At 39.6% G+C, this 15,573-nt stretch carries 12 protein-coding genes; 5 read left to right on the forward strand and 7 right to left on the reverse strand.

From position 1 onward, the window contains the following. Positions 1 to 70: 70 nt before the first annotated feature. From HWV03_RS19335 to HWV03_RS19345, 3 genes are all read right to left on the reverse strand, one after another. Positions 71 to 1,702 carry a putative bifunctional diguanylate cyclase/phosphodiesterase gene (locus HWV03_RS19335; RefSeq protein ID WP_211677459.1) on the reverse strand — a complete coding sequence of 544 codons (1,632 nt, stop codon included), beginning with the start codon at positions 1,700 to 1,702 and terminating at the stop codon, positions 71 to 73. A gap of 220 nt (positions 1,703 to 1,922) precedes the next feature. Beyond that, positions 1,923 to 3,731, reverse strand: coding sequence for an AMP-dependent synthetase/ligase (locus HWV03_RS19340; RefSeq protein WP_211677460.1), 1,809 nt, complete (start codon positions 3,729 to 3,731; stop codon positions 1,923 to 1,925). A gap of 201 nt (positions 3,732 to 3,932) precedes the next feature. Beyond that, on the reverse strand, positions 3,933 to 4,082 hold the full coding sequence (locus HWV03_RS19345) for a 2-isopropylmalate synthase (protein ID WP_067048546.1): 150 nt from the start codon (positions 4,080 to 4,082) through the stop codon (positions 3,933 to 3,935). A 247-nt stretch (positions 4,083 to 4,329) separates the two neighbouring features. Here HWV03_RS19345 and leuA point away from each other — a divergent pair, with 247 nt between their 5' ends. Together leuA and leuB are read left to right on the forward strand one after the other, a co-directional pair. Further along, positions 4,330 to 5,895, forward strand: coding sequence for a 2-isopropylmalate synthase (leuA, locus tag HWV03_RS19350; protein ID WP_211677461.1), 1,566 nt, complete (start codon positions 4,330 to 4,332; stop codon positions 5,893 to 5,895). A 20-nt stretch (positions 5,896 to 5,915) separates the two neighbouring features. After that, positions 5,916 to 7,013: a 3-isopropylmalate dehydrogenase gene (leuB, locus tag HWV03_RS19355; RefSeq protein ID WP_211677462.1), complete on the forward strand. Its 1,098-nt coding sequence runs from the start codon at positions 5,916 to 5,918 to the stop codon at positions 7,011 to 7,013. A 160-nt stretch (positions 7,014 to 7,173) separates the two neighbouring features. Here leuB and HWV03_RS19360 read toward each other — a convergent pair whose 3' ends face one another. From HWV03_RS19360 to HWV03_RS19370, 3 genes are all read right to left on the reverse strand, one after another. Further along, positions 7,174 to 7,464 carry a PilZ domain-containing protein gene (locus HWV03_RS19360; protein ID WP_211673069.1) on the reverse strand — a complete coding sequence of 97 codons (291 nt, stop codon included), beginning with the start codon at positions 7,462 to 7,464 and terminating at the stop codon, positions 7,174 to 7,176. Positions 7,465 to 7,803: 339 nt separating this feature from the next. Further along, positions 7,804 to 9,645, reverse strand: a complete 1,842-nt coding sequence (locus HWV03_RS19365) for a hypothetical protein (protein WP_211677463.1) — start codon at positions 9,643 to 9,645, stop codon at positions 7,804 to 7,806. A gap of 89 nt (positions 9,646 to 9,734) precedes the next feature. Next, on the reverse strand, positions 9,735 to 11,072 hold the full coding sequence (locus tag HWV03_RS19370; protein ID WP_211677464.1) for a hypothetical protein: 1,338 nt from the start codon (positions 11,070 to 11,072) through the stop codon (positions 9,735 to 9,737). Positions 11,073 to 11,750: 678 nt separating this feature from the next. Between HWV03_RS19370 and thiB the strand changes: the two genes are divergently transcribed. The 3 genes from thiB to thiQ are packed head-to-tail and all read left to right on the forward strand — an operon-like array spanning position 11,751 to position 15,156. Next, on the forward strand, positions 11,751 to 12,764 hold the full coding sequence (gene thiB, locus HWV03_RS19375; RefSeq protein ID WP_211677465.1) for a thiamine ABC transporter substrate binding subunit: 1,014 nt from the start codon (positions 11,751 to 11,753) through the stop codon (positions 12,762 to 12,764). Between the two features lie 24 nt (positions 12,765 to 12,788). After that, a complete protein-coding gene (thiP, locus tag HWV03_RS19380; RefSeq protein ID WP_211677466.1) occupies positions 12,789 to 14,393 on the forward strand; it encodes a thiamine/thiamine pyrophosphate ABC transporter permease in 1,605 nt (534 codons plus the stop codon). Then, complete coding sequence (gene thiQ, locus HWV03_RS19385; RefSeq protein WP_211677467.1) at positions 14,386 to 15,156, forward strand: thiamine ABC transporter ATP-binding protein; 771 nt, start codon at positions 14,386 to 14,388, stop codon at positions 15,154 to 15,156. The genes thiP and thiQ overlap by 8 nt, the downstream gene beginning before the upstream one ends. Positions 15,157 to 15,160: 4 nt before the next feature. Here the strand turns inward: thiQ and HWV03_RS19390 are convergent, their stop codons facing one another. Beyond that, positions 15,161 to 15,424: a YihD family protein gene (locus HWV03_RS19390; protein WP_211677468.1), complete on the reverse strand. Its 264-nt coding sequence runs from the start codon at positions 15,422 to 15,424 to the stop codon at positions 15,161 to 15,163. Between the last annotated feature and the right edge of the window lie 149 nt (positions 15,425 to 15,573).

A 15,573-nucleotide genomic window follows, 5' to 3' on the forward strand; every position in this document is an offset into this window, starting at 1 on the left:
CCATGTAATAGCATCGCTTAATGTAAAAACAACCCACTTAAAAAATAACTAAACAATGAAAGGTATTTAGTTATGCCGATGGTTGCTCAATCATTTCAATGGCCGTATTTTCATTTCGGTTCGCCAACCACATATTTAATGTTGATAATGACATCGGTTTTGCGTACCAATATCCCTGAACCTTAGAGCAACCTTGTTTTAACAAAAATTCAGCTTGCTCGGGTTGTTCAATGCCTTCACCGAGTAATTCTAGTTTTAAAGCGTCACCCATCGCACAAATACCTTTGACGATATTCTGACTACGCTCAGAATCAACGACACCTTCGATGAAACTGCGATCGAGCTTAATACCATGAAATTGAAATTTGTGTAGATAGCTAAATGAAGAATAACCGGTACCAAAATCATCAATCCATAATTTAATACCTAAATTATTTAATTCACGTAATACACGTAAATTATCACTGTCCGCATTCATTAATGTTGTTTCAGTTATCTCAAAATGGATCTGACTCGGTAATAATGAGTAACAAGCCAAAATACTTCTAACATTATGTACAAAAGCACGGTCAGCCAACTGCTGCGGCGCAATATTAATGGCAATAAAGTAATCCGGATTATTGACCTGTAATAACGATAAATCACCACAAACCTGCTTAATAATCCACTGTCCCATAGGCACAATAAGACCGGTTTGCTCTGCAACAGGAATAAAGTCATCGGGTGGTACCAGGCCTCGAACCGGATGATTCCAACGAATTAACGCTTCAAATCCCAGTTCCTTTTCTGTGGCGATATCAATAACGGGTTGATAATAAATTTCAAACTCTCCCTTACTAATCGCCGTATTAATCTCTTGTTCTAGGTTTACTCGATACTCTAATTCTCGCATGTATTCCGGTTTGAAAAAGGCAACGCCATGCTTTCCAGACGCCTTTACTTTGTACATTGCCATGTCAGCTTTTCTCAGTAATGCATCGCTACAAGTACCATGTTCAGGACTGATGCTGACACCAATACTGACACCGATAGAGATACTCTCACCAGACAACTCAATTTTTCGGCGAATATTTTTCAGCAGTTTGTTCAGGATAGGCGCGATATCATCGGCTTCTGAAATACCCATGATGAGAATAGCAAACTCATCGCCACCAATACGAAAAATATTGGTCTTATACAAAGTAGGTTGTGGTGTGTTATCTAACGATAATTTAATACGTTGCGCTATGATTGCGATAACTTGATCGCCCACTTTATGGCCTAATGTATCATTGATATTTTTAAGATCATCTAAATCCAGAATACATAACGCAATCTTACCTTTTCCTTTAACCATACTGGCATCAAGTCTTTCTAAAAATTTAAATCGATTCGCTAACCCAGTTCCGCGATCTAAATAGACCGATAGGTCCAGCTCTACAAGTTGCCCTTGTAGGTTGTGTAATTCCGAATTTACTTTCCGCAAAGTCCGCTTATAAACACACACCACACTAATAACACTGGCAAACGCGATAATAATAAGTGAACTCGGAATACGCATCGTCACATGGTACAGTTCTAATAAAAAGAACCAGGCAGTATCACTGGAAAACGTTAAAATATAGAGACAAAAAAACAGCGCAAGTAAGCCACCTAATACAATTACGGTGAATAATACTTTACGCCATTGATGTGAAGAACTTCTGGTATTAAGCCTGTTCATATTAGCACTATCCATTGTTACCAATCTGCTTACCCATATTGAGTTAATATTAGTCTAGATAAATAACAATGGTGTGAATAATTTACGAGGCTTAGCAAGAAATAGTCGAAAGTGTTAGAGCAATAAATATTACTCAGTAATAAATGTGAGCAAAAATTAATACTCCCGTTGTAAGCCACTAAAAATGTACAACGGGATTGAGCATGAGAAATGTAAACACTTAAGGCTTTACATTTTTCCCTTTCTTAACAGTGCCATACATACTTTCAATCAAACTACTATAACGCTCCTGAATAACTTTACGTTTTAATTTAAGTGTTGGTGTTAGCTCCCCCTTTTCATTGGTAAAAGGTGATGCCATCAACTTAAATTTCTTCACTTGCTCAAACTTAGCCAGCTCTTTCTGCATCTCTTTAACACGTTCATCAAGTAACTCGACGATCTTGGTATGCTTGAGTAATTCAACATAGGATTCATATTTCAAATTAAGCGTTTTAGCATGCTCTTCAATCGCTTCTTGGGCAGGAACAATCAACGCAGATGTATATTTTCTTGCATCTGCAAATACGGCCACTTGCTCAATGAACCGGTCACGACCTAACGTACCTTCAATTAACTGAGGGGCGATATATTTACCGCATTCAGTTTTCATTAAGTCTTTCAAACGGTCTGTAATATATAAGTAGCCATTTTCATCAATCGCACCTGCATCACCTGTTTTTAACCATTCACCATCAAATGTTTTTGCTGTTTCTTCTGGTTTATTAAAGTAACCGCGCATTACCGTCGGACTTTTTATCAAAATTTCATTTTCATGACCCAATTTCACTTCAATGCCTGGTAAAATCGACCCGATAGAGCCTAATTTAAAGTCTTTAGAATAACAGCTAACTGTAGCAACAGTTTCTGTCATGCCATAACCGTATTTAAGATGAATACCGATTGCTTGGAAGAATAAATTAACTTCATCATCAAGTTTTGCCCCTGAACAAGGGAAGAAACGTACCTTACCACCAAATACTGCGCGTAATTTGGTGAATACTAATTTATCGGCAATTGCATGCTGTAATTTCAATAACGGTGATACAAACGTACCGGCTTGTTGTGCTGCAAAGCGCTTCTTACCAATAGCCACAGCCCAATGAAATAATTTTTTACGTGCCGCGGGGGCATTTTCAACTTTATTCATCATCGTAGTATGAATTTTTTCATACAAACGAGGCACCGCACACATCACTGTAGGCTGGGTATCCGTTAAGCCTTTTTGGATTCTTGCTGGATCTTTAAGATACGTATTTTCAGCCCCCCAGAATAATGCGTTAAACGTCCAAATACGTTCAAACACATGACTTAATGGCAAGAATGCCAATGAAATATCATCTTCTTCTAAACGTGTTTCCGGCTCATTCACTGCCAATGCAGCTTGAATGTTGGCATAATCAAGCATCACACCTTTCGGCTCACCAGTGGTACCTGATGTATAAATTAACGTAACAAGATCATCGTTTTTTGCATTCTCAATACGATAATCTAATGCTATCGATGATGAACTACCAGGGGTGAACGCCAGCATGTCGGCATAGGCAACCACGCGGGGATCATCGGGTAAAGTGACCGTTGAAGAAAAAACAATAAGCGACTGCAGAGATTCACACTTATCCAGTAATGGTAGCGCAAGCTTTAACTCGGCCTTATCGCCAATAAACATACAAGTCATCTTAGCGTCATTAATAATGTATTCTGCTTGTGATGACGTACTACTTGGATAAAGTGGTACAGAAACAGCGCGACACTGTTGTAAAGCCAGATCTGCAATTGTCCATTCAGGTAAATTATTTGACCAAATACCAACGTTATCCTGAACTTTAAGTCCACGGTTAAGCAAGTTATTTGCAAGTCCTTCAATACGCTCGCCCATCTGCTTCCAGCTAATGCGATCCCAGCCTGTTTTAGTTTTACTTTTCAGGGCAGTTTTATCTTGATACTTCTCAATCCTTGCAAGGATCTGATTTACGAAATGCTGACTCATGTCTATTTCTCATGTTAATTCGGGCGCAAACGAACTCGGCTTACAGTTGTAAGCCCGAGAGGGTAGCTTGTAAAATGTCATTTGTAAAACAAATGAATATTTTATATCCTATTTAACACTAAAAAATCCAACAATTGCGTCATTTTAATTAAAATCGGCTCATTTCGCCGAAATTTATAACATTTTCTGCCATAAATATACCTAATGACTCGCTAGATGTGACCAGCTATCTAATGGTTCGTCACTCGCTCTTTCCACTAAGGAAATATCGATCCCCATATCCGTTAACTCTTTTAGTGTTAGGTCATCTGCAAGCTCAACCATCTCACCTTGTTCATTTTTAAATAACATATCCCACCTCATGATCAAAAACCTATTTTAAGTGTGGCATAGATCAAGAAAAGGTCTAATATTCCTACTTCATAAAGATGAAGCCTCAGAGACCAGCCTGTATATAAATTAATTGACAAAAAACAACCAAGCCTGTAAAGATTAATACATAAAATTAATTTATATATAGATGGCTATTTATCGCAACCTAATAATAATACGCGGCGCAGAAATACTCTTTTATATAACGGCAATTGAAGGATTCATAATGTCAAACCAGGTTATTATTTTTGATACGACCTTAAGGGATGGAGAGCAAGCATTATCAGCGAGCTTAACCGTAAAAGAAAAATTACAAATAGCCTTTGCACTTGAACGTTTAGGTGTTGATGTTATGGAAGTTGGTTTTCCGATTTCATCACCTGGTGATTTTGAGTCAGTGCAGACGATCGCACGTAATATTAAAAACAGCCGTGTTTGTGCCCTATCTCGTGCATTAGAAAAAGACATTGATGCTGCTGGCCAAGCGCTTTCTGTTGCGAAAGATTTTCGTATTCATACTTTCATTTCAACATCTGACATTCATGTAAAAAGCAAACTAAAACGTAGTTTTGATGATGTGCTAGAGATGGGTCGCCACGCCATTAAACATGCGCGTCGCTACACCGATGACGTAGAGTTTTCTTGCGAAGATGCAGGCCGTACCCCTATCGATAACCTATGCCGAATGGTTGAAGAAGCGATTAAAGCTGGTGCAACGACGATTAATATCCCCGATACTGTTGGTTATACTGTGCCATCGCAATTCGGCGGCATCATCACTAATTTATTCAATCGAGTCCCGAATATTGATCAAGCGGTGATCTCGGTACATTGTCACGATGATCTAGGTCTCTCTGTAGCGAACTCAATTGCGGCGGTTGAACAAGGCGCACGTCAAATCGAGTGCACGGTCAATGGTATTGGTGAACGAGCAGGTAACTGTTCATTAGAAGAAATTGCAATGATCTTGCAAACACGCCAAGATTTATTAGGTAAGACCACTAATATTAACCCGCAAGAAATTTACCGTACCAGCCAATTAGTCAGTCAACTCTGCAACATGCCAGTACAGGCTAATAAAGCAATTGTTGGTGCCAATGCATTTTCACATTCCTCAGGTATTCACCAAGATGGCGTGTTAAAATCAAAAAATACCTATGAAATTATTACTCCTGAAAGCATTGGTCTAACGCAAAACAAGTTGAACCTAACCTCACGTTCAGGTCGTCATGTGATCAAACATCGTATGGCAGAGCTTGGCTATACCGACAACGATTATAATCTTGATGAACTGTACGAAAGCTTTTTGCAACTGGCAGATAAAAAAGGCCAAGTATTCGATTATGATCTTGAAGCGTTAATCTTCTTTAATAATTTGCACGAAGATGAAGAACACTTTAAATTAGATTATCTCAGTGTTCAGTCCGGTTCTGGTGTGAAAGCAACCGCTACGATTAGCCTGATCTCACAACAAGAAACAACGGATGAGTCTTGTACAAATACTGAAGCTGCGATTGGTAATGGTCCGGTTGATGCCGTTTATAAATGTTTAAGTCGTATTTCAGGCTTCGATATCGATATCGCTAATTACCACATTACCGCAAAAGGTGAAGGTAAAGACGCTCTGGGTCAAGTCGATATTGTAGCAACCTATGAAGGCCGTAAATTCCACGGCATCGGCTTAGCCACAGATATCATTGAATCTTCGGCACTGGCTTATATCCACGTAATGAATAATATCCATCGCTCAAACGCGGTAGAACAACAAAAACTAAAAAAACAAAATCAATAATATAGAGAAGGCGGCTAAGGATGACTGTAACAAAACACAATATTGCTGTATTACCAGGTGACGGTATCGGTCCAGAAGTAATGGCGGAAGCAATTAAAGTACTTGCTGCTGTGCAAAGTAAGTTTAATTTAGAACTAACGTATAATTTTAATGACGTTGGTGGTATTGCTATCGATAACCACGGTACTCCATTACCAGCAAGCACACTCACAGCGTGTGAAAATTCAGATGCCATCTTATTCGGCTCTGTCGGTGGTCCAAAATGGGAAGGACTACCACCACAAGAGCAACCAGAACGTGGCGCATTATTACCATTGCGTGGTCACTTCAAGCTCTTTTGTAACCTACGCCCAGCAAAAATTTATGCTGGTTTAGAAAAGTTCTCGCCACTGCGTGCAGATATTTCAAACAACGGTTTTGACGTAGTCGTAGTACGTGAATTAACAGGTGGTATTTACTTCGGTTTACCAAAAGGTAGCAAAGGCGAAGGCCCTGAAGAAACGGGTTTTGATACTATGTTATATAGCCGTTCGGAAGTTGAACGTATTGCTCGCATCGCATTTGAAGCAGCGAAACTACGTGGCAATAAGGTAACGTCTGTTGATAAAGCTAACGTACTAGCAACATCTGTTTTATGGCGTAAAGTGGTACTAGAAGTCGCACAAGATTACCCAGAAGTTGAACTAGAGCATATCTATGTCGATAACGCAGCGATGCAATTGATCAAAGATCCATCGCAATTTGATGTACTGCTTTGTGGCAACTTATTCGGTGATATCATCTCGGACGAATGTGCAATGATCACAGGGTCTATGGGGATGTTACCGTCAGCAAGTATGAACGATTCTGACTTTGGTTTGTACGAACCAGCAGGTGGTTCTGCACCTGATATCGCAGGTAAAGGGATTGCGAATCCAATCGCACAAATCTTATCTGCTGCAATGATGTTACGTTACTCACTAAAACAAGAAGAAGCAGCACAAGCTATCGAGCAAGCGGTTTCATTTGTATTAGAAGAAGGTTATGCGACAGGCGATCTGCACAGTGATGCGAATACTAAACCAGTACAAAGCACGGCACAAATGGGTGACTTAATTGCCGCTAAAGTTAGTGCTTAATATTTAATATAGTAGCTCAAATTAGTCATGAACATTATACTTTTTTAATAAGGTAAATGGTTATAACGAACAAGGCCGATAGTGATAGTCACCATCGGCCTTTTTATTGGATTATCATGTTATCTGGCTTTATTTATGACTCAAATATAAATAAAGATGACTAAGTCAAACTGGTAAATTCAACACCTATTTGATAAACATCTCCGTCACTATCAACCCGTGTTACCTTCGCTTCAGCCTGTAGAGGCGGTACACGTGAATCGCCAGTCGGTAAAAAAATACTGACGCTATCATTCAATGAAAAATAGCTTTCAGGTACATCTAACGACATTCCACTGGCGCTTAAATCACGACAGATAGCGGTAACATTCTTTTCTTTATCCGTTACCTGAACCGGTGAGTCGATTAACATCCGGTGATAACTACGTCGTTCTAAGTTAGCTTTTAGCACATCAATATCCCTCTTATTGCTATAGTTTATAAATGTTCTCAAGTTATAAATAATCCAAAACTATGAATTTTTTTATCTTATTTTGAGTATAGTCATCATTCATTAACTCGGCGTTGTATAACAAGAATAATGCGATCCAAATAACTATTTGATTATAATAGTCAGCTAGCAGTCCAACATGCCTTTATCGACAATAAAGTCGATGATCTGCTGCAAGCCAATCGACGCTCAGCCACTAAAGGAATGATTGAATGAAAACTCGTGAAAGTCAGAATAAATTTTGCGACAAACCCAAACTTTATGAATCTGCCGCAAATCTAAATGGAAAGAGTGTCTCAGTTAACCGGTGTGCGCATGCGGACTAGAATACTTCCATAACGGTGTCCAGTACGATTTAAGTAACTCGCCGACCGCCTCACCTTCAATAAGATAATTAACTTCAGAAAGATTCCCTGGGTACATATTGTCAGACCCAACAATACATACTTCATCATCAACAATCATAATCTTGGCATGATTCCCAGGCGCAGCATCCACGCGACCATAAAAATAACCACTGGCACTAATAGTCGTCCAGAATGGATGACCAATAATCCCTTTTTCAGGCGGTTCTTCCGATAACGATTTGCCTTTTAAAGTCGCCGTTCGACCTTCGATTGGTAATTCTGGCCACTTATATGTTTCCCCTTCATCTTGCTTATCGAACGGTACTTGATCCGTATAAAAGAATGGCGCAACAAATAATCGCGATAATGTATCGGCACGTTTTCCATCACTATCATCAAGCAAGGTATCAGTATCAACATCGTGAGTGATGTAATATTTAATTAATTCAAATGTGCGAACGGCACCAGAGCCAAATGAATATTGATCACCTCCCGCACCCGCTCCCGCATCTAAGGGAGACACAACGATCTGAACATTCAAGTTTTCATTCTTTAATAAAGCTTCAATAAGCCAATGACATACAACGTGATCTTTCCAATTTTTCTTCCAAGCACTAATGACGTCCTGCTGTGACATACGAATACTGTTTTTAGCATTTAAAATAAGGCTTTTCTTCATAATTTCAGAACCTATTTTAAAATCAGTGTCTCGGTTAGGACCCGTCCAGTATTTACCTACCGTTAAAATTCGACTGGCCTTTTTATATTGATCTAACTGAGCATAAGAATTGTAGACACTGCGTTCTTCGAATACATCGGCCTCTAGATCTGCTATTGAACGTAAATCGAAATCTTTAATATTACTTGTTGGAGGCTGTGGTGCTAAGTTTGGTCTTACCGGATCTGAACCTGGTTGAACACCTGTCTCATGGACCGTTAAAACATTATCTTGTTTTTCTTTTATATAATCTAGAACATAGCTTAGTGCTAACGGATCACTTGGGTAGTCAGGTTCAGTATCTCTGTTATTCCAATTAAGTGTATCAACATCTAATGATTCTTTGGTTAACAGAAAAGTATCTGCTTTCCACATCTCATTTAAAAATAGCTGAGATCCATAGCTTGCATCACCATGAACCACCACTGATACATCATGAACTGGCGGATAACTTCTGAATAAATCCATATTTAAATTATGACCACCAACCAAAGACTCAACACCATCACTGACGATAATTTTGGTATGATTCCAAGTCATTTTTGTATCTGAGTCAGATATTAATGCAGCAGGTAAAAACTTCTTTTGCGCCGACATCCAAGAACCTGATACACGCTCAAAGAAGCGACCCACCACAAATTCGGGCATGACTTCCCAATATTGAGAACGACTGCGTATAAGACGAACCAATGCAGATTTAAAATCAGTTAAATTCTCAGGTTCATTGATCGGGTATAAGGGGGTTTGTCCAAATAAAAATCTAAATTGCGTCGGTTCACTTCTACCCATCTGCTTTGTTAATGATGTATCGATTGCACCTAAGATAGCTTTAGCCCAATCAGGATCAGGACTATTGAGAGACGACACATCACATCGATAACGTGTTTTTTGAACAATTTCAACGATTGCGCGTTCAAACTCACCTTGACGTGCTATCGCCCTCGGCATTATCTCTGGTCCAAAAGACATCCCCCAAATATTTGGGGTATCCAGTAACCTTACATAATTGTTTTCGCTATCATGATAAAAAAGCTTATTTTCGGACAACTCACTTTTAATATCGTCTATTTTACTCATATTTATTCTCATCTATTGGCATTATTTTAAAACTAAGGAATGGGGAAACCTAACAAAAATACAAACATTTTAATTAAGTTGAAATTTGCTTATAAGAACTTCCAATCAACCCAACCTTTATTTTTTCGTTCCGTAGTAACAGGGTATGAGAGCTTATAAGGTGGATCGCCAACCACATCATCCATGTAATAAGTATCATTTGAATCTCGTCCCCAAATAGATGAAACACGTCGAACATAAGGTCTATTCGGAAAAGTTGTGCTGTTTCGAGTTGCCCCCCCTCCCATTACGTCAAACTCACGATGGAACGTATGAATTTCCTGTCGTAACGCTAATACACCTTTTTCAACGGCGCAGGGAGTAGAAAACCTCGAGCCCCATTTAGTCAAATAACCTCTGGCTATTTTGTATATCAATTCGGGCACAGGCGCGACAGTCAAACTCGAATTTATTGGATCATAGTTACCATCGGCAGTCGTATTACCCGCAATTGTGCTATGTCTTCCTCGACAAGTATAAAGTTCATAACCTTTAGGCTGAGGACGATTTTCGTCAGGTAATAGTGGGTCGACCTGCTGTACTTCGTTTGCCATTACCCCCCATGCTGGATACCTTGTAATCCAATCCCACCACGATTGATCATGAATTTTTATATCATTACTCTCGCCTCTCATTCGGCCATTTGGTCGAGGTACTAATGCCTGAAAAGCATGGTCTTGAACATTCAAATTGTATGACTGATCCCACGAGTAAATACCAACATAATTAACAACATTCGGAGGAAGTTGCGTAAGAATGCTCCACCAAGTTCCTGGCCCCGGAACAGGGTCAATAGCGAAGATATTTACTGGTGTATTTCTTGTCTTTTCATCGCCATAAGCGTAGAGAAACCAAGCTGCCATAATACATTCACAAGCACCTCGGCTGTGGCCAATAAAATTAAATGTTTCTGCTTTACTCGCCGCTGCGACATTGGCACCGTGTAATGCTAAAGCAGGCATCGTCCAACCAACTATCGATTCTTTATATTTGGTGTACTGATTACCACTGATATAGTTACGAATATCATGAAGTAAATCGTCGGGAGCCTTAAGAGGCCCGTTTATTAATAATGGCTCACTTGTATCTCTTGTATGAGCCCAATCATTCTCACCAGCCCCTCTTACCGTCTTTCCTACACCACCTAGTTCATTCATAATTCTCACTGGAATATATCCAGTTGACGGTAAATATATATCTTTATCGCTCCCCTCTCGAGACACCTCACCTTCGTCTCGAGTACAAGCAGTACCAGAGAATGAGACCGTCATTACGCTAGATTGTTCAGATAATGAAAATCGAGGTAGAGCAGAAAGAGGCGAGCTTATAAATAACCCCGTACCGCCCAATAGTCCTGACTTAATAAAATCACGTCTTTTAAAATTCATAGCGGTTTACCTGAAGGTGATAGCACTTCTGATGTAGATAAAACCACAACCTCACAATGTAGTGGACAAAACACTGCTTTTTTCATTTTATTCCCTTACTTTTTAATAACATGGAAAACACAACAGACCACTTATATCATGTTAATAAAAATAGTAACTTAAGGGAATGTAACGTACATTTACACCTATGCCATTAATTTAATTAGAAATAATTAAAAATGAATTATTTGACAAGCATTTTTCATCACTGATAAATAAGACATTAAGCACAATTAGAGCAAAATTCAAACATAACCCTGAAATTACTATATAAACCAGCCTTTAACCACCTACAAATGGTTAGTTATCTACTTGTTTATTATATAAATAAAAATGTAAGCCACATTCTTGAATGTTAAGATTTCAACCCAGATTTAAATTACCAGAAGTTATAAAGCAACTATATTAAAAGAAGGTAGTGAATAAAATATAAGCCAATATAATTATTGTCTCTGGCTCTTTAACCTAAATAAAAATACAATGTGCGTTCACTCATCGGGGTGCTACCAGACTTTTCATTGAAAAAGTCATTGTGGCTGAGATAACACCCGTATTAACTTGAACCAGATAATGCTGGCATAGGAATGAGATTCGACCAATTGAGTCATAAGTTCTATGCTTCACATTCTAGGAGAACACGTGAAGCACACGATCAAAAAACTAGCACTTTGCACAGCCCTACTATTACCTACACTATCATTGCAAGTAGCTCACGCAGCTGACAAGCCAGTATTAAATGTTTATACCTACGATTCATTTGCATCCGATTGGGGCCCTGGTCCAAAAGTAAAAACCGCATTTGAAGCGGAATGTAATTGCGAACTGAACTTAGTCGCATTAGAAGACGGTGTTAGCATTCTTAATCGTGTTAAACTGGAAGGTAAATACACCAAAGCAGATGTATTATTAGGCTTAGACAACAACCTGATGGCTGAAGCAGAAAAAACCAAACTGCTTGCACCACACCAACAAGATACCAGCACATTATCACTGCCAAACGAATGGACGAATAAGTACTTTATTCCATTCGATTATGGTCACTTTGCATTTATCTACGACAGTGAGAAACTGACCAACCCACCAGCGAGTTTGGCTGAATTAGTTAAACGTAAAGATCTGAGCATTATCTATCAAGATCCACGTACCAGCACACCAGGTCTAGGCTTTATGCTATGGATAAAAGCTGTTTATGGTGATAAAGCACCACAAGCATGGCAACAACTAGCAGCTAAAACGGTAACAATTACGAAAGGCTGGAGCCAAGCTTACGGCATGTTCTTAAAAGGCGAAGCAGACATGGTATTAAGCTATACAACGTCACCGGCATACCACATGGTTGCAGAGAAAGAATTCAAATATAAAGCCGCTGAATTCAGTGAAGGTCATTATCAACAGACTGAAGTGGTTGCCCGTCTAAAAGATGCACCGAATCCTGAGTTAGCCGAAAAATTCATGGCATTTGTACTCACACCCGCGTTCCAAGATGTGATTGCAACAGGTAACTGGATGCTACCAGCGAAACAAGCGGCGGCACTACCAAATGAGTTTGACCAATTAATTACGCCAGCAAAAACCTTAGAATTCACACCAGAAGAAGTGGCTCAATCCCGTAAATCTTGGGTGAAGGAATGGCGTAACGCTGTTACCCAATAATTAGTAAACAATTAATCAAAAATTATGATCGCGAATTCGCATAAATACTGGTGGTGTAGCGCAGTGCTCGCCATCAGCATCATTTTACTTCTGGTGGGTGGTAGCTTTACTGCCCTACTTAATTTTTCACAAGCGGAATTAGACTTTCGCAGCGTCCTTACAGACTCGTATACCCAGCATGTTATTAGCTTTAGTTTATACCAAGCCGCCTTATCAACCTGCTTGAGTATTGGTTTGGCAATCCCGTTAGCACGCGCGTTCTCACGTCGAGAGTTCGCGGGTAAACAGATGATTATCAAACTGTTTAATTTATCACTGGTACTGCCTATTATCATTGCCATTTTTGGCATTATTGCTGTGCACGGTAAAAGCGGTTGGGTTAATCAACTACTCGGGCTTTTTAACATAGAAACAGGCCATTATATTTATGGCTTAATCGGTATTCTTCTTGCTCATTTATTTTTTAATGTACCGTTAGCCACGCGTATTTTACTACAAACATTAGACTCGATCCCCAGTGAATCTTGGCGTTTAGCCAGTCAACTCAATTTACAATCTCGGCATATCTTTATCACCTTAGAATGGCCAAAGATAAAACAACAATTACCCTCGTTAATCAGTCTTATTTTCATGCTGTGCTTTACGAGTTTCGCGATTGTGATGTCACTCGGTGGTGGTCCTGACTATGCCACTTTAGAAGTGGCTATCTACCAAGCGTTAAAATTTGAGTTTGATATCGAGCAAGCTGTAGCCTTGGCACTCATTCAAGTCGCGATCACCGTGGCGTTAATGGTCTTTAGCGCGATATTTTTAAAGTCACAACCTATGTCTGCGCCATCAGGCAATTATTTTCGTCGCCCCGATTGCCACACGCTAAGCAGTAAAGTCTGTGATGCGATAAGCTTTATCTTAGCCAGTTGTCTGTTAGCACCGCCGATGTTGGCTATTTTTAGCAGTGGTATCAACAGCAGCACTCTCACCGTTCTTAGCGACCCTATGCTGTGGCAAGCCACAGGCATCTCACTACAAATAGCCCTGAGCTCGGGCTTATTAAGTTTGATACTTGCCTGCTCGATTTTATTCTCGACGCGCATATTAAAAGTGCGCTTTAAGCTAATGGCATTCGCGTATAGCATCGAAAATATTGGTGCGATTATTTTAGTAGTACCCGCTCTCGTACTCGGTACGGGCTTGTTCTTATTATTACGCCCTTATGTCGATGTATTTAGCATTGCTGCTTGGTTGGTGATCCTCGTCAATGCGCTGATGTCACTACCTTACTTACTCCGTGTATTGAACCAACCTATCCAAGATAGCTTTGCAGCTTATGACAAACTGGCGGTTAGCTTAGGCTTATCACGCCTGCAACGTTTGCGTATTATCGAATGGCCATTATTACGTAAACCGATCGCGATGGGATCAGGACTGGCGTGTGTATTGTCACTGGGTGATTTAAGTGTGATTGCATTATTTGGTAGTCAAGATATGCAAACCTTGCCTTTGATGCTCTATCGTCAACTAGGCAGCTACCAACTCGATGCAGCCGCTGTTACTGCTATTTTCTTATTAACCCTTTGCGGTGTTATTTTCTATCTGTTCGAACGTATTATTGGAGGCAAAAATGCCTAAGACTACTCACCTAAGTAACGCTAATACAAATGTATTATTACAGGTCGATAATGTTTTATTGCAAGTAAACAATGTTACCTTTGCTTATGAACAAATGCCAATGCACTTTGATTTAACGGTTAATCGAGGTGAAACCTTAGCGATACTCGGCGCAAGTGGTTCAGGTAAATCGACTCTGCTAAACCTTATTGCCGGTTTTAATCAGCCCTTGTCTGGAGATATCCGTTTTCAACAAAACTCGATATTAACAAAAGCACCTGCCCGGCGACCGATAACCACGTTATTTCAAGAGCATAATTTGTTTAACCATTTAACCGTTAAACAAAATATTGCCATTGGTTTAGCACCAAGCATGAAGTTAAATACCGCGCAACAAACCGCGCTTTCAACCGCGGCACAGCAAGTGGAAATAACAGAGTTACTTGATCGCCTACCTGCAGATTTAAGTGGTGGTCAACGTCAACGTGTTGGTATTGCCCGCTGTCTTGCCCGCAAGCAGCCGTTATTACTGTTAGATGAGCCTTTTAGCGCGCTCGACCCTGCATTACGTCAAGAAATGTTACGCTTGATTACCAAGCTGAATAAAGAACATGGCATTACCGTTTTAATGGTCACCCACAACCCAGATGATGCCCTACAGATAGCCGACAATATTGTTTTTGTAGTAAATGGGCAGGTAGCCCTACATGCACCCGCGGCTATCTTAGCCGATCAAGATGCGCCAGAAATGTTGAAACGTTATTTGGGGACGCTGAATAAGTAATAGCCTACAAAAAACCGCGAGCTTTAAGTAATGCTGCTTTAAAATCATCTTCATGATCTTTGGCTAAACCAGGGATCATTTCATTCTTCTCGCTGTTGCGCATTTTTAAGTGATAGATAATCGCATCATCACTCAACTCAGCTAATTTCCCTTCAAATTTCATCTCTTCAGCCAGGGTCGATAGCAATTGTAGTAAGTTTACATCTGGTGTTTTCTGCCATTCAGGCTGTAATAATTCAATAATCTCATTTAAGCGGTGATATTTCACTTGATTATCCTTACATAAATAAAGGTTATTATACTTACTATAAGGTGTAAGTTAAGATAAATTAATTGCAAATTATCGCTAACAAATAGATACAGGTCAGCCTCTTGAATTCTACAATATATTCAAGAGGCTAGCTTCAGGGGTTAATA

It is taken from the genome of Moritella sp. 36, assembly GCF_018219415.1.
Lineage (GTDB): Bacteria > Pseudomonadota > Gammaproteobacteria > Enterobacterales > Moritellaceae > Moritella.

What these genes read in the sequence shown, in the direction of transcription:
- leuA (WP_211677461.1), top strand. Translation starts at nt 4,330, where the DNA reads ATGTCAAACCAGGTTATTATTTTTGATACGACCTTAAGGGATGGAGAG.
- HWV03_RS19370 (WP_211677464.1), bottom strand. Translation starts at nt 11,072, where the DNA reads ATGAATTTTAAAAGACGTGATTTTATTAAGTCAGGACTATTGGGCGGT.
- leuB (WP_211677462.1), top strand. Translation starts at nt 5,916, where the DNA reads ATGACTGTAACAAAACACAATATTGCTGTATTACCAGGTGACGGTATC.
- HWV03_RS19340 (WP_211677460.1), bottom strand. Translation starts at nt 3,731, where the DNA reads ATGAGTCAGCATTTCGTAAATCAGATCCTTGCAAGGATTGAGAAGTAT.
- HWV03_RS19365 (WP_211677463.1), bottom strand. Translation starts at nt 9,645, where the DNA reads ATGAGTAAAATAGACGATATTAAAAGTGAGTTGTCCGAAAATAAGCTT.
- HWV03_RS19335 (WP_211677459.1), bottom strand. Translation starts at nt 1,702, where the DNA reads ATGAACAGGCTTAATACCAGAAGTTCTTCACATCAATGGCGTAAAGTA.
- thiQ (WP_211677467.1), top strand. Translation starts at nt 14,386, where the DNA reads ATGCCTAAGACTACTCACCTAAGTAACGCTAATACAAATGTATTATTA.
- thiP (WP_211677466.1), top strand. Translation starts at nt 12,789, where the DNA reads ATGATCGCGAATTCGCATAAATACTGGTGGTGTAGCGCAGTGCTCGCC.
- HWV03_RS19345 (WP_067048546.1), bottom strand. Translation starts at nt 4,082, where the DNA reads ATGTTATTTAAAAATGAACAAGGTGAGATGGTTGAGCTTGCAGATGAC.